Below are 21,874 nucleotides of genomic sequence, written 5' to 3' on the forward strand. Positions count from 1 at the left end.
TGTTCCTACTATGGAGCGTATGCCTGAAGAAATACAGCAGCAACAACTATCCGATACCCTCACTCGTCGTGAAACAAGACGCCAACTAGCCGCCATAGCTATCCCTACATTAGGGCAACTCATTGCCGAGCCAATTTATGTCATGGTTGACACTGCGCTTGTAGGACGAATTTCTGACGTGGCGTTGGCTGGTCTCTCGATTGGCTCGACGATTATTTTGACGTCTGTCGGACTCTGTCTCTTTTTAGCGTATTCGACGACTTCACGCGTTTCCATGCTTATGGGTTCGGGAAGAACACGAGAAGGTTTGACTGCGGGCGTTTCTGGGATGTGGCTGGCGACAATTATCGGAGTAATCCTTACAGCCCTGCTCATCATTACCGCACAGCCCTTAAGCTACGCACTGGGAGCTCGCTCAGACGTACTTTCCTATGCAATCTCGTACATTTCAACGGCAGGCCTAGGAATTACAGGCACGCTCATTGCATACGCAGCAAATGGAATGTTTCGCGGACTACAAAAGGCAGGAATTACACTATGGTCAGCAATTGCGAGCGCTGTTCTTAATGTCGTTCTTGACGCCCTTTTCATTTTCGGTTTTGGCTGGTCAGTTGCTGGATCCGGTATCGCTACCGGTATCGCTCAGTGGTTTATGTGCGCAATTTTGCTCGTATATTTATGGCCAATTGTGCGCAAAAATTCGATAAGTCTTCGCCCTGACTTTGCCAAAGTTCGCGAAAGCGCAGGTGATGGAGCAATGCTTTTCCTACGCACTGCAGCTATCCGCATCGCTATGGTTGCCACTGTCATCGCTGCTACGTCAATGGGAACAGCTGTTTTGGCAAGCTATCAAGTTTTGAATTCTTCGTGGAATCTTGCGCTTAATATCTTAGATGCTATCGGAGTAGGCGGGCAAGCTCTCGTCGGAGCCGCTTTAGGAGCAGGCAATATCACTCGCGTACGCTCTCTTGTCAAAGAAATTGAGCATGCAGGAATTATCTGGGGCATAGGAGTAGGTGCTGTATTCGCGCTAGGAGGCTGGTTTGGCGCAGGTCTTTTTACCACTCAAGCGCAGACAGCACAAATTATTTCAGTATGCGCAGTAATTATCGGCGCATTCTTTCCATACCATGGATGGTTATGGGCTCTGGACGGAGTACTTATCGGAGCTGGCGATTTCTCATATCTTGCTAAACTCTGCACCCTCTCAGCGCTCGTGCATATCTTCACACTTACAGCGGTATTCTTTAGCTTACAAGCATTCCACGCTTCAACATTGATTCAAGCTGTTTGTCTATGGCTCGTTTTCAACATCGCGTTTATGGGAGTGCGTGGGCTTGGCAATATTTTCCGCGCCCACGGCACTCAATGGATTTCTATTGCTCTCATGCGCGCACAAAAGTAAGAGCAATATCAGCGATATATTACAAAGCTTGAGCTCCCGTTTCCCCTGTTCTTACACGAGTAATCGATTCAACTGGGATAACCCATACTTTTCCATCGCCAATTGTGCCAGTTTTAGCTGCATCACAAATTTTTTGCACAATAGTCTCTACTAGCCCATCTTCACAGACAATTTCGAAGCGAACCTTAGGCAGTATATCGATGTCATATTTAGTACCGCGGAAAACCTCAGTATGTCCACGTTGTCGCCCGTATCCGTTTGCTTCAGAAATAGTCAGACCGTGCACTCCCACCTGAGCTAACGCATCTGCTACATCGTCAAGTTTATCTGGCTGAATAATTGCTGTAATAAGTTTCATTATGATCTCCTCACAATTGTGCGTGATGTTCCAGCTAAATCATATGATTGCTCGCCATGACGAGTGATATCCACTCCGGTTATCTCTTCATACGTACTGACTCGCCAACCCATTGTTTTTTCTAAAATATACGCGATGATAAAAGTAATCACCGCTGAGAAGATAATTGCAATGACCGCAATAACTATTTGTGCAAGAGTAAGTCGGATATTACCAGAGGTAAATAATCCATCGTTCACACTAAATAATCCCACAAATATCGTTCCAAGCACACCGCCTACGCCATGTACTCCCACTACATCGAGAGAATCATCAATACCCAGTGCGAATTTTGCACTAATCGCCAAGCAGCATACTGCGCCGACGATAAGACCGATAAGTATAGCCGATAGCGGACTGACCACATCCGCAGATGGAGTGATACCGACAAGACCTGCGACCATGCCTGAAGCTGCACCGACAGGAGTCGCATGACCTGTGCGTATTTTCTCGACAATCAGCCAGCCAAGAGTTGCCGCAGCAGCACATAAACTTGTCGAAATAATTGCATATGCTGCAACACCATTTGCCGCAAAAGCCGACCCTCCATTAAAACCAAACCATCCAAACCATAAGAGAAAAGCGCCAAGAAGGACGAATGGAACGTTATGAGGTTTGAAAGCGACTGTTCCAAATCCACGCCGTTTACCAACAATAATTGCGATAACGAGAGCTGCTACTGCTGCATTAATATGAACAACTGTTCCACCAGCGAAATCATGAGCAGACACCCCAAATAAACGCGATATAGCGCCATCAGGCGAGAGCAAACCCTTATTCCATACCATATGCGCCATCGGTGCATAATCAAAAATGGTCCACAAGGCAGCAAACACTAGCCACGTACTGAATTTAATACGTTCTGCGAGAGCACCGCTAATAAGAGCAACCGTGATGACTGCAAAAGTCATTTGGAAAAGGACATCTACACCAATCGGATAATTCCCCGAAGCTGATTGGGTAGTAGTAGTAAATACTCCATTTTTAATATCAACAACACCATTAAGGAATCCCTGTGACCAAGGAATGCCAAAAATTCCGCCAATTGACTTACCACCGTAAGCAATAGACCATCCGCATCCAATCCATGCAATTGACACAACCGCAATTGCTCCCACCGAAAGCATCAGCATATGCAAAGCTGCTTTCGCTCTGACCATACCGCCATAGAAGAAAGCAACTGCAGGCGTCATTAAAAATACCAACCCACTGGATATAAGCATCCACGTGACATCTCCCGTATTCATCATTTCTCCTCTCATATGATGTTTAGACATTATGTAAGCGGAAAAAGATTAAGAAAAAGTGCGTGAATGATAACGATAAAGTTACGATTCACGCACTATATGACGATAATGTTACGAGTTATGGTTTGAGCTGCTTGCCCTATTCTCCGAGAATTCCGTCTACAAATCCTTCTGCATCGAATCTGGCGAGATCGTCAGCACCCTCACCAAGACCAACAAATTTAACTGGAACTCCCAGCTCTCGCTGTACTGAAATGACGATTCCTCCCTTTGCCGAACCGTCTAATTTTGTGAGTACAATTCCGGTGATTCCAATAGCCTGTGCAAACACTTTCGCCTGAGCCATACCATTTTGACCAGTTGTAGCATCCAGCACGAGGAGCACCTCTTCTACTGGAAGTTTCTTTTCGACGACGCGGCGGATTTTGCCAAGCTCATCCATCAGATTGGTTTTATTTTGCAATCGTCCAGCTGTATCAATGATAAGAACTTGGGAATTATCCTTTTCCGCTTCTTGAGCAGCATCAAAGGCAACAGAAGCAGGATCAGCTCCTTCTTTGTCGCTGCGTACGACTGGTACACCGACTCGCTGTCCCCATGTCTGAAGCTGGTCAGCTGCAGCAGCACGGAAGGTATCAGCAGCGCCGAGAACGATTTTGTCAGTTCCCTCGCCTATGAGTAGTCGCGAAAGCTTACCGGTCGTCGTTGTTTTTCCTGAACCGTTAACGCCTACCATCATGATGACATGAGTAGCTTCTGTTTTCTGCTCAGTCTTTTCAAGCTCCATACGGCGGTCATACTCACTACCATCTTTATCCGTCTGTACAGCGTGAAGCAACTGCTCACGTAACATAGCGCGAATTGCAGTAGAATCCTGAGCATCGTGAACGCGTGCATCACGTCGAAGCTGCTCAACAATCTGCATGGAGGTTTCCGTACCAACATCGGCAAGAAGCAGGACGTCTTCCACCTCTTCCCAATCAGCTTCTGACAAATTATCACGTGTCAGAATTCCAAATAAAGCTTTTCCAAATGGGTTTGAAGACTGAGAAAGACGAGAACGCAAACGTTCCATACGAGTTCCTCGACTCTCAGGAACATCACGCGTAACTGAAGTTTCTGCTTGTGTCTCAGCATGCTCAAAACCAACTGTCTGATTGTCTGGGACATTGGCCGACTGCTCATCCTCTGGATGTGCTGTATCACGAGCGCTATCTGCATTATCTCTAGCTGCACTTGATGAAACTGCATCCGATGATGCGACACTTTGTTTTTTCTTATTACGTAGAACTGCCCAAACTACCAGCCCTACACCTACAATGAGCAAAACTGCAGCAATAATTGCCCACACTACATGAATATCCATAAATACTTCAATCTATCGTTGTTAATTATTATTACTTCTATTATTACTTCAAATGAACGGATACAACGGAAGAATTATCTCCCAAATAAACAGGCGTATCTTGCGTAGAATCTTCCTGAACTTGCTCACGCATATGCGCAGCTACTTCATGAATATCTTCCTGTGGTTCATACGCGCGAGGAATACCGGCCATGCGAGGAATTTTTCTATTTGTTGCTTCCTCTGTATCATCATCTCGCTCTATTGAGCTGATACCGCTTGCTTGATTATTTATAACTGCCTCGCCTTGAGCCCATCGAATGATGAAATACACAAGCAAGCCGATAATAATCAGCCAGAAAAGAATTACCAATATGCCCAGTCTCATATTCTCAGTTTACATGACACCACTAGAGGCGCCAATATCCATGAGCCACTGACGTAAATCATTGCACTCATCAAGACTCACAGCATGATCCAAAGTCTTATATTCGCACATTTTGAGGAAAGAATTTTCTTCCAAAAATGCAGCTAAAGAATTCGACTCAAACCTAGGAATAACATCATCACGTAGCCCATATCCGTAGAAAACAGATGGCGATTTCATTTGAAGTGCTTTGTCTTCATTATGAGTACCGTCAACGCTTCCCGGAGCGAGGAAACCAGATAAGCACACAGCTGCTTTATAGCGTGCAGGATTAATACGCAAGAGATGCACTGCGAGCGCGCCACCTTGCGAGAAACCAAATGGAATAACTTCGCGCTCATCAGGGATAAAATCATTAATCCAATTATCAATCGCAACAGCTGCTGCGTACATATCTAAATCAAGATCTTCACCATGAGGAACTGCTTCATGAAACCACGTAAAGGCGCCTTGAGTTTGCGAAGCCAGACCAGCTGCATCCTCATCCATAAAAATACCCATATCATCCGGATCGATGAGAGTTAATGGCGCTCGAAGAGATACATAATCACTATGTGGAGAGACATACCCACCAAAAAATTGTGCTATATCTTCCTCATTCGACCCCCATCCATGAAGCAGAACGAAAAGTGGCCTGCGAGGATTATTCATTCCTCGCCCACGAGAGAAAAGAGCTTGCGTTACTTGGAGCTCGTCACCGTAATGTCCAGAAACAGCTGTCGCTGCTCTACCAGGTTCAAGCGGAGTATGATTCATAGTTCTAGTGTAACCACTGAGTTCTATGTTCGCGTTCTTTGCTCGAATTCTATGTTTGTATTCTACTTTCCGACAATTACGCGGGAGGCTTTCCTTTTCATAATTAAGCGTTCTTTTGCTCTCGCTGTTATAAACCCGTTATAACTTTATAAACTGTGCGTATAAGCTTCGCACTGACATCGTTGCTTCTTCACGAGCTTAAGTCTCACGAACTTAAGGCACGCTTTTGCGACTTACCCCATGATTAACCACTGAGCACGATACACTAGAATTATGCTTTTAAGTGATCACGATATAGTTCGCGCCCAAGAGCAGGGCGATATTTCGTTAACACCGTGGACGCCTGAGATGGTTCAACCGGCTTCGATTGATGTACGCCTCGACCGTTTCTTCCGCGTATTTAACAATCACAAATATACGTACGTCGATCCTGCAGAAGATCAGGGCGATTTAACTGAACTTCACGAGGTAGATGCTGATCAACCGTGGATTCTTCACCCAGGTGAGTTTATTTTGGGATCTACTTATGAATATGTAAAGCTTGGCGATACCATCGCTGCACGTCTTGAAGGGAAAAGCTCGCTGGGACGTTTAGGCATCTTAACTCATTCAACTGCTGGATTTATTGACCCAGGATTTGAAGGACATATTACTCTTGAATTGTCGAATGTCAGCACACTTCCAGTGAAACTATGGCCTGGTATGAAGATTGGCCAAATGTGCTTCTTCCAGCTATCAAGCCCTGCTGAGCATCCATACGGTACTGCTCATAACGGTTCCCACTACCAGGGTCAGCGCGGGCCTACCGCTTCACGTTCGTTCGTCAATTTCTATAAAGCAGATGTGTCAGGAGATTTGACTTTCAATGAGTAATGATATGAGCAGAAATCACAGCACACATAGCACTTCACGCGCTCGCACTATCGAAACTGGACGAAAATTCTTCGCATACAACGGAGCAATTTTCGGCGTTATCTTTGTCCTACTCACTGCAATTGTATGGCCGGGTCTTACCGCTGGCTTTGATTTAGGAATTACACGTTCAGTTGTCAATGCTCGTAATGGATTCTTCAATGTACTAGCACCACTGTTATCAACCATTGGAGGCACTGCTGTCGTATTAGTGCTTGCGATAGTTTCGCTAGGAATATTGGTATGGCGCAAACAATGGCTCCAAGTCAAAATTCTCTTTGCTGCACTAGCAGGTGATGTCATTATTGTGACTGCTTTTAAGCGATTAGTTAGCCGTATGCGTCCAGATCAATCTTTCTGGCTGGGAAGCGTTGAGGATCAGCAATCTTTCCCTTCGGGACATAGCGCAAATAATACTGTTCTATGGCTGACGCTGGCAATTATCGTAAGCACACTAGCAAAAAACGAAATAGAGCGTTCCTGGGCTCGTGTATTTAACGTTGTTGCTGTGCTTATGCCATTCTTTATCGGATTAAGCCGAATTTACGTAGCGCATCATTGGACTACAGATGTCCTTGCGGGTTGGTCATTAGGAATTGCATGGACTTCTCTTGTAGCATGGGTTTATTTTGGTGAATTAGCCAAGATAAATGCTCATTCACAACGCCCAGCACGTACAATTTCATCCGATTCCGCTGAGCAAACTTCACAAGCATAATACCGCGTAACGAAAGGAAAAATCATGTCACGTTCCGGTTTAGCAAAAATTATCGCAGGTGCTGCAGCACTCGCTGGAGCTGCATGGGCATTCGATAAATATGCACAGCATAAATTCCAGCGTTCGGGAGTATCCCTTGCGCTCAATAAGTCTCTCGAATTGTATCCACACCGAAGTGTGCAGCAGGAAATGGCTTGGCTTGATGAACGCAAAGGAACTGAACGCACTAATGTTGGTGTACACGGAGTGGTTCTTAAGTCAGGCGTAGCGTCTCTTTATGACGATGGAAATGATGCAGAATCTGAAACATTTGGTATGAGCACATATCGCTTTGCACCAAAAGATTTCAACGATACTATCGCACCTCATACGACAATTCTTTACATTCATGGTGGCGCATACGTATCAGGAATTTCTCCTATGTACGTTGCATTCGCAACTCGTTTAGCAAATCGCCTTGGAGTCAACGTTCTTGTACCTGATTACAATCCAGCACCTTATGGAACAGCTGAGGACGCATACCGTCAAATCACTGCTCTCTATACACAATATCGTGAGCTTAATCCTCATCAAAAGATTATCCTTCTGGGAGATAGCGCAGGAGCTGGCTTAGCTCTAGGTCTTGCACAAGAATGGTCCCACAAGGGAATTCAAGCACCTGAAGGAATTATTGCTATCAGCCCTTGGGTTGATGCTAATCTCACAAATCCAGAAATTGAAGCATATGCAGATCGCGACCCTATGCTTGTAGCCGATACCTTACGCGTTGATGCACGCGAATGGGCAGGAAACTGGAGTATGAGTGATCCTCGGATTTCTCCAGCATTGGGCGATCTCAAGGCACTTAAGAATTCTCAGGTTACTATTTTCGTCGGTACCGATGAAATCTTCTTCCCAGACGTGACTAACTTTGCTACAGCGTTGACAACAGCCGGGGTTCATACAAAGTTGCATATCGGGGAAAAGATGGTTCATGCCTATCCGCTGATTCCAATTCCTGAAGCAAAGGAATCTATTGATCACATTGAAATGGCAGTTATCGAAGCAATTGTTGACTAATTTGGCTTCATACATGTTGCGATAGCTCATACGACAATAGAGATATCGCAGCTCTGCCATAAAGTCATTGTCCTCATCACAAATACGAGAATTCTTGTAGCGTGATGGGGACAACGCATATCTAAGATCATCGCATATTGGTTCGCCACATGCGTGATATAACGAATTGATTATTCTTCTGCATCTTTTGAGCAAAGCGAACCATTCTTTACGATAAAAAACGATTCATTCACAATGAAAAGTGACCATTGTACACAAAAGGCGTACGAAATACAGTTCTTACGAATTTAACAATGCACGTAATCTTACAAAATAAAAAACTAATGCCGGTAACTCTGTTATGAGCTCCCGGCATTAGTTTTCAACAACTAGCATCTATTAATTAATAATCTATTTAGATGCTTTTCTTTCTACTTCTCGCGGTTCGTGAATACTCGAACAATCAATTTGTAAATTTCAGATAGAACGAGTACCGCTGCTGCAAGTCCCATCGCCTCAAGCCACTGGTGAGGATCCAAAGGAGTTGTTCCAAATGCTGTATTGAGCACTGGGATATAGATAACAGCGAGTTGCAGCACAATTGACAGAGCAATTGCACCCCACAACCACATATTGCTAAATAGTCCCTTGAATGCTGACTGCGTTGCTGAGCGAGATGCCAAAGCATTAAATAGCTGAGCGAATACCAAGATGGTAAAGCCCATAGTTCGAGCTTCGGTTAATGCCTGCGCATGAGTTAATCCATGGATAGCATCATCAGTGACAAGACCGCCCGGTAGATACAAATCAATACCGATCAGGGTAACTGCTGCCATAACGATACCGATGAATGCGATATCCATCCACATCGCGCGATCAATAACACGATCGCTCATCTTACGAGGAGCTCGGCCCATAACATCATCAGTTTGCCCATCTACACCCATGGCGAGCGCTGGTGCTGCATCAGTCAGTAAATTAATCCACAGCAACTGTGTCGCCAAAAGTGGAACCGTAACACCTGTAGATGATGGATCGCTAATGCCCAGAGCTCCCGCAAGAACAACACCGAAGAATACCGTGAAGACTTCACCCACATTTGAGCTCAGAAGATAACGCAAGAACTTTCGAATATTATCGAAAATTACACGTCCTTCTTGAACAGCAGCCACAATTGTAGAGAAGTTATCATCAGCAAGAATCATCTTTGCAGATTCTTTTGTAACTTCCGTACCAGTAATACCCATAGCTACGCCAATATCTGCAGACTTCACAGCTGGAGCATCATTGACACCGTCACCTGTCATAGCAACGATATTTCCCTGAGATTGTAATGCGTTAACAATACGTAATTTATGTTCAGGAGCTACACGAGCATATACCGATACCTCTGTTACGGCTTGATTAAATTCGTCGTCAGACATCGCATCAAGCTGATCACCTGTCAAAGCTCGACGACCCGTACGCTGTGCAAGTTCTTCGTCAATAATTCCTAAGTCAGAAGCGATGCGAGCAGCAGTAAGCGGATGGTCACCGGTAATCATAATCGTACGAATACCTGCTCGGTGTGCTTCAGCAATAGAATCGCGAACCTCTGTGCGTGGAGGATCGATAATTCCTACCATGCCAAGCCAAATGAATTGACGTTCAATAACATCATCTTGTTCAGAGATATCATGCACCTGACCTTGCGAGTCATGCTCAATTCCCTCGATATCAGCCAAGCGTATGACATTCAATGGTCGATACGCCTGTCCAAGAGTACGATATGCCTGAGAAGACAATCTCTCTACCTGACTCAAGATGTTAGAACGATCTTCATCTGTAAGTTCACGAATCTGCCCGTTTACCTCAATATACGAGCAGTGTGACAGAAGAACGTCTGGAGCACCCTTCGCAAACGCCGTCATGGCATCAGCATCGGAAGTATCACGAGCGATAACCGTCTGCATTTTTCGTTCGGATGTGAACGGAATTTCAGCTACACGTTCAATGCCCTGATAATTTTCCATGGCATGAATCTTGCGTGCTGCCACAAGAACAGACGCTTCAGTCGGATCTCCTACAATTTCCCACTGGCCCTTATCATCTCCCGATTGCGATTGACGAAGTTCCGCATTATTAGCAAGAGAACCTGCTGCAAGTGCCTTAACAACTTCACCACGTAATGAGGATGCAGCTGATACTTCACTACCATCGATATTAACGAGCACACCATGTGGTGCATAGCCAGTACCTGTTAACTTAACCTCACCGCTTGGAGTGATAACGGTTTCGACTGTCATTTCATTTCGAGTCAAGGTACCCGTTTTATCGGAGCAAATAACAGATGCAGAGCCAAGAGTTTCTACTGAAGAAAGTTTCTTAACAATAGCGTTATGCTTTGCCATACGCTGCACGCCGAGAGCGAGCACAACAGTAAGAATAGTTGCCAAACCTTCTGGAACAGCAGCTACAGCAAGAGATACCGCAAGCAATAATGATTCGATAACGTCTTCAATGCTCGTGAATCCTTCAAGCAACCATAATGCTGCGAGTACTACCACTGCAATAGCTACAACTGCAATACCTAGAATGCGTGAAACGTTATCCATTTCTTTTTCGAGTGGGGTAGCTTCTTCATCGGCTTGAGAGAGCATGTCTGCAATCTTGCCCACTTGTGTATCCATACCAGTTGCGGTCACAATGGCGCGTCCCGTTCCTTGAGTAATGGATGTGCCGTTAAAGACCATATTGGTGCGATCACCCAAAGACTTGACTGAGTCCAAAGTTGCTATCTTTTTTGCGACTGGTAATGATTCGCCGGTAAGAGACGCTTCAGCGATGCGCAGGCTAGCCGCAGCAAAAAGACGTCCATCTGCAGACACCGTGTCACCCTCACCGAGGATAAGAACATCTCCAGGGACGACGTCTGCGGTCGCAATAGTTGAAACTCGACCATCACGCAAAACGGTAGTTTGCGGAGTTGCCATCTGTGCAAGAGCTTCCACCGCCGCCTCGGCACGATTTTCTTGAATATATCCAAGAACGGCATTCACAATTAAGATGAGGACGATAACAATGCAGTCAAATGGTAGTGGCTCAGCGCCCGCTGGATTCGTACTACGTTCAATAATCCATGCAATGAATGAAATAACTGTCGCGGCAAGAAGTAAGTACACGAGTGGGTCTTGGAATTGAGCCAAGAAACGCTTCCACGCCGGGTCTTTTGGCTTTGATGCCAATGCGTTTGGGCCAAACTTTTCGAGGCGTTTTTGGGCTTCCGCTGTGGACAAACCATGCTCAATGCTGGTATTCATCGCACGTTCCACAGTGCTAATTTCACTAATAGATGGATCCGAACCAGCGAATGGGTTCAATGATGGGGAAACTGAATGCGTCGCGGTCTGCTCCTGCGACGTTCCAGTTACACCGACTTTATCGGTCATAACTATCTCCTGTGTCCGCCGCAGAGTAGTCAATGTGCCAGCATTACTATGATTTGCATATAACGTGCTGCACACTGTGCGGATCTTTGAATATGTATTACGAGATATTGTAGCGGATTTTGTGGATATCGTGCTTTTATGCCGTGAATTTTCGTAAAATAAAAGCATGAATTCGGCAAATTATGATGCAGCAGCTAATGAATACGGATACACCTCATCCGAATACACTCCGCCTGTTGCGGATAATCCATTTGTGAAGACTGCACTGCCTAGGGAAACTACACAGCCTAGCCAAGTGGCGAACGGTCCAATTTTATTCGCCGCTCCATATGCGTTACCTGCAAGTATGTCTGGCAGTATACCGTTGAACGAATTTACAGCATATCCCCAGGCATCGCAATACCAGCAATATGCGCAGTATTCATACTATCCTGAGCCGATTTCTTACGTTGCACCAACTATCCCCGATCCGCCGAAAACGACATATATACAGCCGAACGAGGTCGTGCACATGCGCGGCTGGTGGAAGGGTTATGGCTATAGTGCTACTCTCAAAGACACAGCACGAAATCCTTGGTGGACACCGTTTGCGACCACCGGTATTTGGTTTGCCTTATTCCAAGTTCTTTCCTTGGGAATTTTTGTCATCTTAGCTTTTATGGTTTCAGGACAAGAAGGTATCGGCAGTTTAGCGCAAAACTACGGTTTTCCTCTTGATCCATTTGGGATGAATGATTCCATATCGCCAATTCTTTTAGTTCTTCAGTTTGGATCTATCGCTGTTATGCTTCCAGCATTGTGGTGGGCATTGAAAATCATGAAGCGTCAAAGTTTTGGTTCTATTTCAAGCGTTTTTGGACATCTTCGCTGGGCAGCATTACTGCGATCAACTATCATCGCTTTCACTCTGTTTATCATTCTCAATTTTGTTTCGATTGCCATTGATCTTGCTTCTGGAGTTCACTATCAACTCCGTTGGCCATCATTATTAACAATTTTCCTCGCGATAACTGTCGTACCTATCCAGTGTGCAAGCGAAGAATATATTTTCCGCGGATTACTTCTTCAAGGATTTGGCCGATGGATACCGCGTATCGCACATATCCTCGTACCAATTATTCCAGCGATTATCTTCACTTCTCTGCACAGTTATGAATTATTAGAATTAACTGCTATATTTTCGCTCGGACTGCTCAACGGTTACTTAGCAATGTATCTGGGCGGCCTGGAAGCAGGTATAGGAATTCATATCGCTAATAATGTTTCTATCGTGCTTTTCCAATCATTCGGTTTTACTTCTGGAACAGATACGCCAGATCTTACATCTCGTATCATTGCTGTCGCCATTGATATCGCTCTTCAGCTTATTTTCGTTGCGATTATTGTATGGGGTGCCAAGAAACGAGGATGGTTTGATAATCCTGGGCCAGACTATGGCCGAATGCTTTATGACCACGTATCCTCTGCTATCCACCGTATTAAAGAAAAATATGATTCGAAACAACGCATAGCTGGATATCATCATCAGATGAAGACCGCAGCAAAACGTGCCGCATGGATGTCACGCAGAGTTCCACCGCAAGTACCACAAGCACCTTCTCCTTCGCCTGCTGGCTATACTACGTATCCTCAATACTACCCAGCATCGCGAGATACGACATACTCTGCTTATCCAACTGGAGCATAAATTTATTAAGGGGTTTGAAGCGTTGAATATATATAATCAACGCTTCAAACCCCTGCGATGTATTACCCCTTACTCTATTCCAAGCCAGCTGCGCGTAATGTGAGTGTAATATACTCCTGCAGTCTCACGTTCCCACAGCAAGCCGATATCTCCATCAGGCCTTACTGACATGCATTGATACACGTAATGATATGGGTTAAAACAACGCGAGCGCGACCACGTTTGAGCTCCATCATCGCTATATCGCAGTACTCCACAACCTCGGTATGGTCTCATAAGACTTGCATTAGCGAAGAGGACCCTATCGGATGCGTCACCGTAATTCCAGTTATCATTATCCGGCAGAGTTATAGCATTTGGCTGACTAAAAATGTCTGGTACAGCATGGTCGTAATCTATATCTTCCCACGTTTGACCTCCATCATGACTGATTGCTTTTCCGATAAGCCCAGCATGATTTTGATTGCGGAAGAAAGTAATAACTGAACCATCCTTAGTTTCAACGAATACTGATTCCGAGGAAACAAAATCATTATCTTCAAAATTTGCGATATTGACTTGTCGCTCAAAAACACATTCGCCACGTCGCCATGTCTCACCACCATCATCAGATATAAATGCTCCGCTTGCATTCATTACCGGATTATCACCACAGCAATAGAATGGTACTAACAAGCGGCCTGCAAATTTGCCCTGAGTAAGCTGAATTCCACAGCCCGGACCAGTTCCGATGAATTTCATCCATTCTTCGCGAAGCATCCAATCAATATAGCGAGGTTTTGACCATGTCGCGCCATCATCATCGGAATGTACCTCTACGAGATAACTCGTTCGTGCAGTGAGCAAGCTTTCTTGAGGATCAGTACCTTCTTTGAAGAAAATATTTCCTGCGCGACGAGAATTATATGTCACGTAGCCATCGTCATCGACGTGGTATCGCTGAGATTCTTCACGCATATCATCGTCTGCTGAATCGCTCTCGACACTACCGTCGCTATTGAGATAGAACTTATTGAATTGCCTATCAAAGAGAATCAATCTTCCTTGAGCGTCCGTTCCACGCTCTTTTTGAGCATTAGCGAAACCAACTCCTCCAGGAAAATGATCGACAATCACAATTACACGTCCAGGATGTTCATCTGACAGGCGGTCTACGACCATGCACGAATCTATAAAGCTTGGGCCATCTACATTTGGACCTTGCGGACCACTTGGATAGGCGATTACAGTCTGCATAGGTAGCCATGTCGTTCCGCCATCTTCGCTTCTTCGAATAACAAAATGAATCTCATTTGGCGTATCGTTTGGATTAACTATACGCTGATCGGCGCCGGCGATAATGACTCCATTGGGCGTAGTGACCATGGAGGGGATACGATAACTTACCGCTCCTTCAAATCCTTTATCAAAAAGAGCAGTTGTGGTTAGCTCCTCTCGATGTGATAATGCGGCAATCTGACCATCGCTAAGTGGATAGCAGTAAATGCCACCGTTTCGTACCTCACCGAAAAGTCTTGCACCGTATGAGTCTTGCCCGATACTCACAGAATCAATTTCGCCTGCCTCACCACGGTTAAAGAAATACTGTCCAGGTTGATGTAATTCCAAAAATCCATCAACATAAATATCAACCGCACCTCGTAGCGCTCGAATTATTACGTCATGAAAATTGCCATCATTCCATTGTCCTAATTGAGTCCCCGAAGCACGATAGTTAATCCACGTATCATTATGGAATACCCGATACAGAATCCCTTCGTCATCAATGCTGAGATTAATAACTTCCTTCCCACATTGAGATGCCGCGAAAATTGTACCTTTTTGATTGATACCGCGTACGCGCATTCGCGTGTATATACTTCCTGTTTCTAAATGCGAAATCCGCTGAACATCCGCTATCGCCAATGAAGAAGCAGCAAATTCTATATCTGGTACCGGGGGATTGTACTGAGCACGAATTTCTGTAGAACTCAGTGGACTATCATAGGAAGCCAACCGCGTAACCTGGGCTAGACTTGACTTATCTGAAGAAAGAACTGCGCCATTTGCAGGTGCGATATTTGTCGCACAGGAAAAGACCTGATACCCGTCTAGATATACGCGAGTGCCAAAATCACCAAAAGTCATAATCAACTGATGAGGCGAACCCAACGCAACACCATATGTGTCTTCCATATCAAGTTCGATACCATAAGATCGAGCAACGAGAGAGCCCGAAAGAATTGTGATTTCAAAAGCGCCTGATTCGTTCTGAGCATTACTCGTACTCACAAGCAAACCATCGCCTTGAGCTACGAAATCAACGAGCAAACTTGACGTATTATGGTCACACCAGTGTAGCGAGTAATTTTCGCTGATGCTGTTACAACTACTGTTACTACTACTGTCACTGCTACGACATTTGTCATATTGAGCTGACGACGCATCCATACTATTCTTCGTCATGATTCTCATTCGCATCCTTCTGTCAGAATAAGCTATCGCATTCCAGCGGATGGAAGTCGCTGAGCAAACCATGTCGTAATAGTCGTCGGATGCGTAATCGCCGTGCCAACTACTGCTGCCCATGCTCCTGCTTCCATAACGCGCGCTAAATCATCAGGAGTATGAATTCGCCCCTCACAAATAACTGGTACTTCAGGGAAGTTCTGAACCATGTATTCTAGTAATTCAAAATCCGGACCATTAGTCTTTTCGCGCTCACCAGTATATCCGCTTAAAGTTGTCGAAATAATATCTGAACCAGCTTCTACTGCCATGTGAGCATCTTCCATACTTCCACAGTCCGCCATGATGAGAGCACCCTCTTCATGAAGTTGAGCAACTGTCTGTGCATATGTCAAACCGTCTGGACGAGGTCGTCTCGTCGCATCCAGCGCGATGATATCCGCTCCTGCTGCCATACAGCAACGAGCATGGCGCAATGTCGGAGTGATGAAAACTCCTTCATGCCCATCCTTCCAGATACCGATAACTGGTACATCAACTTGGCCCTTAATTGCGCTAATATCCGCTAATCCCTGACAACGAATACCTACCGCACCACCGATAACCGCTGCCTGAGCCATTTGTGCCATTGTTTCCGGATGGCGAAGAGGTTCGCCCGGATACGCTTGGCAGCTTACGATGAGTCCTCCGCGCAATTTTTCGATTACTTCATGAACCATGATTTCTCCTTTGAAATGATATTTATCAGAATTGAAACTTCTTAAGTTAGCTATTAATAAATTTACGAATTGCTGTTGCAGCACCGATTAACGGCGCATCATCTCCTAGAATTCCCTCCACAACTGGGGTTTGAGCTACAAGTGGAAGCGCAGAATCTTCAAAGCCTGCACGTAAAGCATTCCACCATATTTTTCCTGCTTTCGTTACCGAGCCCGAGAGCACAATAATGTCAGGGTCTATAAGATTTCCCATACCGGCGATACATTCGCCCAAAGCACGCGCAGATTCAGCGACCACCGACTGGGCGAACTCTTCACCTTGTTCCATGCGGTGCACCACATCAGCACCATTAGCTGCAACCTCTACGCCGAGCTCAAGTTCTTGTTCTCTGCGCACATTATAGAGAGTTGCCAAACCCGTTCCAGAAGCTACAGGCTCGATATGCCCCGCACGCGTACCACAGGAACACATAATTCCTCGTCCTAAAGGATGTGTCATATGCCCCACATGCCCTGCAACTCCATGAGCACCCGTATGAAGAATGCCCTGTGAGATAACAGCTCCGCCAATGCCGGTACCTATACCAATAGAAAGAACACCCTTATAGCCACGTCCCACACCACAGAGGGATTCTCCCAGTCCGTGCGCACCCACGTCTCCGACCATATATATAGGCATATTTTGTGCAGCAGGTAATTCTCGTATCGCTGCTACAACCTCGCTACCCGCCCATCCAGGCATAGTATCTGTCGCGGTAAGAATACGTCCCGACGCACTATCGACAACTCCTGCGCTACCTATACCGATACCAGAAATTTCGATGTGTTCTTCACGAGCAAATTCCAATCGTTTACCAACGAATTCTACAATCCGTCGAAGCACATCCGCTCCACCGCGCTCCGCTTGCGTAGCAATGCGATCGTGGTGAGATACATGATATGTACCGTCCATATCGAAACTTACACATGCGCTCGCGACCTTCGTACCGCCTATGTCAAATGTAAGATAAGTGTTATTGTTCAATGCCATAACGTATCTCCTCATATACATGCTTCATATACGATAATCTCGTTGATAAATCCGCCTGCGTTGGCACACATACTTTAACTCCCACATATCCGTCATCCAGCCAACGCGGTTCGCGCATTGATTCTGCTACGCACTCATGAATTCGATCAGGATCGAGTAAGCTATGAGATTCATCGCTATTCATTGGTAGATGACCGTCTATCCATTCATAACCATAGCTAGTTGCATCTGGTCCAGCACCAGAGAACATCACTCCAGTAAGCACATCCGCTTCTACACACTGGCGAATATGCTCACGTGGAAGCAAGGAACTTCGTCCTTCTACAGCACTTCGACCCCAATTAATAGTGATACCCACACCACACTCTCTCGCAAGAGTAATCTCTTCTTCGAGAGACAAGAAGCCTTTTTCGGGCGCTTGATTTTCAATATATTTATCGCAATGCTCAATGACAAGCCGCGCTCCATCCCAATCCCACTGGGTAATTTCTTCAAGGCTGCGCCGCATTGCATCGCTGATAGCATGAGCTTTAGGAGCGGTATGAATCTCGATAAAAGAAATATCGCGATGTGACCTCAAGTCATTAAAATCACGAAGACTACGGTGAACATCTCGCATAAAATCGAGTGCCTGCTCACGCGCTGAATCGTCAGGGCTCGCCAAACCAAAGAGGGGATTTTTCCCTAATGTTTGCATCGTGCCCGGGATAAGCGTACATACATTCGAATGCCATGTAGAGGGAAGATGCGACGCAAGCCACTTTCGAGATTCATCGTATGCTAGCTCGCCCGGAAATGGTATCTCCGCTCCTCTTATCCACGACTCATTGCTAAGCAAATCATAATATTGTTCCCGCCCGTTTTGATCGACCGGTTGCGAAGCATAAACGCCAACCACTGCGGCATGTTTACTCGCATCATCACGCGTAAGGTTACTCATCGCAACACTCCTTCGTGTTTGTTCTCTGAGATGATAACACCATTAGTATAGCACACTTGTCTGATGTCTGATATTTCGATATACTATTCTTAATTTAGCCAAAAAATTGACTGACTGTACATTTTGCGTGACTTACATCGTTGTTTGTACTGAGGAGGGACTGATAATGGATTCACTACACGATTCGCATTCTCTTGATTCTATGAGCGTCTCAGGAATCACAAATTCTCTCACATCATCCCCAGCCGAGCAGCTCAGTAATCGTCGCCGCGTTGACACAACAATGGATGCTATTAAGGCATATATTATTCAGCAAGGTCTGCAACCCGGAGATCCACTGCCGACTGAATCATATTTATGTGAGTATCTAAAATCAGCTCGATCTTCAGTCAGAGAAGCTCTTCGCAAACTTGAAGCTCTTGATATAGTCAATGTCATACATGGTAAAGGGACTTTTGTGGGTTCATTATCCCTCGAACCGCTCGTTGAAGCACTATCATTTCGCGCTATGATTCCACATGGCGATACATATAATGACCTAGAAGATATCATTGAATTGCGAAAAATACTCGATCAGGGGCTCGCTCCACAAGTCATTTCCGCAGTTCAGCAGCTAAGCGATGATGAAGTGAACCATTTGAGAGACCTCATTGAACAAATGAACGACAGAGCTTCTCATGGGCACACATTTCTTGAGCAAGACAGCGCTTTCCATCAGGGGCTTTTGCAATCAGTTAATAATTCGATTGCCCTGCAACTTACGCAGAGCCTGTGGTTAGTTCATATGGCTGTGGTACCAGCGCTAAATGCGGATATTTCCTTAGATTTAAAATTGTCAGCTTCTTCGCACGCCGATATCCTCGATAGCGCACTGAAAGGTGATATTCAAGCATACCAACAAGCTATTGCCACACATTATCAGCCGATTGAACGAATAATTCATGCGCATATGAAGTAGAATTATATTAATTTATGGGTGCAAATTTTTGAGCATTTCTTCTGATTCGTATTGAATAATTCTGTCTTTCATAGCGCGTTTATGACTGTCTACAATGTCTTGCGCAGCATGTGCAAGCTCGTCATCTGTATTCATCGCTTCTTGAATACCGTTATTAATATGCGTACGCAATTCTTCGCATTCGTTCGCAATATGAGCAGCAGTATTCTTATCGCGATACGTTTTCTGATTAAATTGTTTAACGAGCGCAAGAGGATTAAGACTCTGCTCTTCAATCGCAGCTTCAATTTCACGGTATGACAACGCTGGTAATTGTGTCATAATCATTGCGTTTTCCATCGAAATCAAGTCATGCTCAAGACTATGAGAAATTCGGTAAGATACTTTTTCTAGATCCGATTCCAGCGTACTAGTATCAGCTACTAAAGCATTCATAATATACTGTGCTTGCGCATAATCCAAGGCGAACTTTTGAGCAGCTGAAGAAGCTGATGATGAATGATAATGGCGATAATCCTCGATATATTGCTTCATGTGATTAAGATTAGGCTTATCCTCTTGTAGACCACCATCTTTTTGCCATTGATAACCACCCCACATATGCTGTGCAGCAACATCACTGACGTTCTTAGAGTGAACTTTATGAAGGTTACCCACCGTTTCAAACTGATCCTCATATCCAAATGCTATGAAATCTTTATTATCGACGTAATTATGAACCTTACTTTTAAGGCGTTGCGCAGTCTGTCGCTGCTGACTATTTAATGTCGAGTAAATATTTGGGCCTTCATATACATGCGCACTATCTACACGAGAAGGGTCATTAACATTTGCCAACGCATACTGAGCATTCATAGATCCCAAAGAGTGCCCGTACACATCCACATGAGCTTTTGGATCAGATGTCATCAAATTATTTAACTCTTCCGACGCCTTCTGTAATTGCTCTGAGTGAGCTTTGATACCGAGACTAATACCCACAGCCATCGGCACATCGTTTGCAAGCCAATCTGAGAAACCGTTGCCACTATTAGGTGCTGATGAGCCCTGATAGAGTACTGTGTAATGATGACTACTCGTTTTAATAACGTACATATCGAGACCAGAATCGTCATGAACAATACGATCTAGGGTACCTAGATATTTTCTATGATTATTAGGTCCGTATGTTACTGGTCTATGTAATGAGCTTTGGTAATTAAGCGTTTTTTATATTCCAGTTGCGCGATATTAGCATGGTCTTGTTCGGTTAATTTTTTACTCATTAGATAGAGATTCTCCAGATACCTCTTTGCGCTGATATAGCTTGTCCATTTTTTCGGACATACTCATAAGATTTAATTCGAGTTTTTCTTCAGGATTATCTTTTTCGAAGATAACGCTCATATCCATTTCCGGATCATTATTCAAAATGATATCTACCATAATCCCGCCCATCGGATTATGCTCAATCGTATCCATATCAATCCGATACGACTTAATCTCACCATCAGATGTCAAAGCCGCAGAATCTACATATCGCAATTCATTTTCAATTAGTTTTTTCGCTTCATTACTTGTAACAACAGAATACATATAATCATGCTCCTGCTTCTCATGAAGAATATACGTCAAAACCAATCCCCCCAAAATCGCACACACAAGACTACCAATAACGCCACAAATCAAAAAACCCTTACGACGACGCCTCACACCACTATTCACAACTACTCGCCTCCGTTAACAGCTCGTTCAAGATTAAGCAATTCTTTCGCATATGTGCTTACACTTGTGCGTATAGCATCTGAAGCCTTACCTGTGATTGCTTTATCCATCTGCCTGCTATCTGATACAACCGCATTATGAGCCTCTTGTATCCTCTCACGAGCAGCTTTATGATACTCATGCACAGCTCTGTCAAAGCGCTTACGCAGTGCTGGGATATAAACGGTTGCAAGCAGTTGACGTTGATGTTCAATCTGAGCCTGGGTAAAAGCTTCATGCGCTCCGTCTCTTGCCATATCACTCATGCTCATATGCTGAGTCATATCCACTCCTTCTTATGACCGTTACTACTTACAAATAGAATAGACTTAAGAAATCTTCGCACGATATTCGTACGCTATATCATCATCAATATCGTCAAATTTGCGCATACTAGTTCGGTAGCCGAGACTGAGCATCATTCGTAATCGCTTCTATTTGACGAACACTAACCCCATCAGATATACCAAAGTATGTAAGGAAATCAATAGCAGATTGAGCGATTCGACTCATAGTCTCATCAGTATGACGATATTCGTTTACTGTCTCATCACGCAAAGTATCGTTCTTCTTTATCTGCTCGTGATGCTCATCATCAAGGTCACCTAGCTTTTCCATTACCTCCCCCTAACACGACCTTTCTATTCGTTTTACTACTTGTAGTTGACGTCATATA

At 44.7% G+C, this 21,874-nt stretch carries 20 protein-coding genes; 6 read left to right on the plus strand and 14 right to left on the minus strand.

Translation table 11 applies throughout. The features are described from left to right. The first annotated feature begins 19 nt into the window (after nt 1-19). Entirely contained in the window at nt 20-1,405 is a 1,386-nt protein-coding gene (locus EJ419_RS04180) for an MATE family efflux transporter (protein ID WP_131283900.1), read from the plus strand. 19 nt (nt 1,406-1,424) lie between these two features. On the opposite strand, the gene EJ419_RS04185 is transcribed toward EJ419_RS04180, so the two are convergent. The 5 genes from EJ419_RS04185 to EJ419_RS04205 form a co-directional block, all read right to left on the minus strand. Continuing rightward, entirely contained in the window at nt 1,425-1,763 is a 339-nt protein-coding gene (locus EJ419_RS04185; RefSeq protein ID WP_131283902.1) for a P-II family nitrogen regulator, read from the minus strand. Then, nucleotides 1,763-3,049: an ammonium transporter gene (locus EJ419_RS04190; protein WP_131284217.1), complete on the minus strand. Its 1,287-nt coding sequence runs from the start codon at nt 3,047-3,049 to the stop codon at nt 1,763-1,765. Before EJ419_RS04190 ends, EJ419_RS04185 begins: the two co-directional genes overlap by 1 nt. 139 nt (nt 3,050-3,188) lie before the next feature. Then, nucleotides 3,189-4,415 carry a signal recognition particle-docking protein FtsY gene (gene ftsY, locus EJ419_RS04195; protein ID WP_131283904.1) on the minus strand — a complete coding sequence of 409 codons (1,227 nt, stop codon included), beginning with the start codon at nt 4,413-4,415 and terminating at the stop codon, nt 3,189-3,191. A 43-nt stretch (nt 4,416-4,458) separates the two neighbouring features. Beyond that, nucleotides 4,459-4,782 carry a hypothetical protein gene (locus tag EJ419_RS04200; protein WP_131283906.1) on the minus strand — a complete coding sequence of 108 codons (324 nt, stop codon included), beginning with the start codon at nt 4,780-4,782 and terminating at the stop codon, nt 4,459-4,461. A 9-nt stretch (nt 4,783-4,791) separates the two neighbouring features. Then, complete coding sequence (locus EJ419_RS04205) at nt 4,792-5,577, minus strand: alpha/beta hydrolase (protein ID WP_131283908.1); 786 nt, start codon at nt 5,575-5,577, stop codon at nt 4,792-4,794. Nucleotides 5,578-5,850: 273 nt separating this feature from the next. Here EJ419_RS04205 and dcd point away from each other — a divergent pair, with 273 nt between their 5' ends. The 3 genes from dcd to EJ419_RS04220 are packed head-to-tail and all read left to right on the plus strand — an operon-like array spanning nt 5,851 to nt 8,266. Then, on the plus strand, nt 5,851-6,450 hold the full coding sequence (gene dcd, locus EJ419_RS04210) for a dCTP deaminase (protein WP_131283910.1): 600 nt from the start codon (nt 5,851-5,853) through the stop codon (nt 6,448-6,450). 4 nt (nt 6,451-6,454) lie between these two features. Further along, nucleotides 6,455-7,207, plus strand: a complete 753-nt coding sequence (locus EJ419_RS04215) for a phosphatase PAP2 family protein (protein ID WP_165496229.1) — start codon at nt 6,455-6,457, stop codon at nt 7,205-7,207. 24 nt (nt 7,208-7,231) lie between these two features. Beyond that, the gene (locus EJ419_RS04220; protein ID WP_131283914.1) at nt 7,232-8,266 is read left to right on the plus strand and encodes an alpha/beta hydrolase fold domain-containing protein; all 1,035 of its coding nucleotides are present in this window, start codon (nt 7,232-7,234) and stop codon (nt 8,264-8,266) included. Nucleotides 8,267-8,676: 410 nt separating this feature from the next. Here the strand turns inward: EJ419_RS04220 and EJ419_RS04225 are convergent, their stop codons facing one another. After that, complete coding sequence (locus EJ419_RS04225) at nt 8,677-11,673, minus strand: cation-translocating P-type ATPase (protein ID WP_131283916.1); 2,997 nt, start codon at nt 11,671-11,673, stop codon at nt 8,677-8,679. A 166-nt stretch (nt 11,674-11,839) separates the two neighbouring features. On the opposite strand from EJ419_RS04225, the gene EJ419_RS04230 reads away from it, so the two are divergent. Next, complete coding sequence (locus tag EJ419_RS04230) at nt 11,840-13,360, plus strand: CPBP family intramembrane glutamic endopeptidase (protein WP_131283918.1); 1,521 nt, start codon at nt 11,840-11,842, stop codon at nt 13,358-13,360. 69 nt (nt 13,361-13,429) lie between these two features. On the opposite strand, the gene EJ419_RS04235 is transcribed toward EJ419_RS04230, so the two are convergent. From EJ419_RS04235 to EJ419_RS04250, 4 genes are read right to left on the minus strand one after another with little or no spacing between them, the layout of a single operon-like run. Continuing rightward, nucleotides 13,430-15,805 (minus strand): sialidase family protein, encoded by a 2,376-nt coding sequence (locus EJ419_RS04235; RefSeq protein WP_165496230.1) that lies wholly within the window; start codon nt 15,803-15,805, stop codon nt 13,430-13,432. A gap of 32 nt (nt 15,806-15,837) precedes the next feature. After that, nucleotides 15,838-16,527, minus strand: a complete 690-nt coding sequence (locus EJ419_RS04240) for an N-acetylmannosamine-6-phosphate 2-epimerase (protein ID WP_131283923.1) — start codon at nt 16,525-16,527, stop codon at nt 15,838-15,840. A 46-nt stretch (nt 16,528-16,573) separates the two neighbouring features. After that, the gene (locus EJ419_RS04245; protein ID WP_131283932.1) at nt 16,574-17,557 is read right to left on the minus strand and encodes an ROK family protein; all 984 of its coding nucleotides are present in this window, start codon (nt 17,555-17,557) and stop codon (nt 16,574-16,576) included. Next, complete coding sequence (locus tag EJ419_RS04250) at nt 17,541-18,497, minus strand: DUF4862 family protein (RefSeq protein ID WP_131283934.1); 957 nt, start codon at nt 18,495-18,497, stop codon at nt 17,541-17,543. Before EJ419_RS04250 ends, EJ419_RS04245 begins: the two co-directional genes overlap by 17 nt. A 166-nt stretch (nt 18,498-18,663) precedes the next feature. Between EJ419_RS04250 and EJ419_RS04255 the strand changes: the two genes are divergently transcribed. Next, nucleotides 18,664-19,455: a FadR/GntR family transcriptional regulator gene (locus EJ419_RS04255; protein ID WP_131283936.1), complete on the plus strand. Its 792-nt coding sequence runs from the start codon at nt 18,664-18,666 to the stop codon at nt 19,453-19,455. A gap of 12 nt (nt 19,456-19,467) precedes the next feature. On the opposite strand, the gene EJ419_RS04260 is transcribed toward EJ419_RS04255, so the two are convergent. From EJ419_RS04260 to EJ419_RS04275, 4 genes are all read right to left on the minus strand, one after another. Further along, nucleotides 19,468-20,550: an Mbeg1-like protein gene (locus EJ419_RS04260; protein ID WP_131283938.1), complete on the minus strand. Its 1,083-nt coding sequence runs from the start codon at nt 20,548-20,550 to the stop codon at nt 19,468-19,470. 162 nt (nt 20,551-20,712) lie between these two features. Next, nucleotides 20,713-21,159: a DUF1310 family protein gene (locus EJ419_RS04265; RefSeq protein ID WP_131283940.1), complete on the minus strand. Its 447-nt coding sequence runs from the start codon at nt 21,157-21,159 to the stop codon at nt 20,713-20,715. Between the two features lie 2 nt (nt 21,160-21,161). Further along, the gene (locus EJ419_RS04270; protein ID WP_131283942.1) at nt 21,162-21,482 is read right to left on the minus strand and encodes a hypothetical protein; all 321 of its coding nucleotides are present in this window, start codon (nt 21,480-21,482) and stop codon (nt 21,162-21,164) included. 109 nt (nt 21,483-21,591) lie between these two features. Next, nucleotides 21,592-21,816, minus strand: a complete 225-nt coding sequence (locus EJ419_RS04275) for a hypothetical protein (RefSeq protein WP_131283944.1) — start codon at nt 21,814-21,816, stop codon at nt 21,592-21,594. Nucleotides 21,817-21,874 lie beyond the last annotated feature (58 nt).

Origin of the sequence: Alloscardovia theropitheci (genome assembly GCF_004332295.1) — a bacterium.
GTDB classification, from domain to species: Bacteria; Actinomycetota; Actinomycetes; order Actinomycetales; family Bifidobacteriaceae; genus Alloscardovia; species Alloscardovia theropitheci.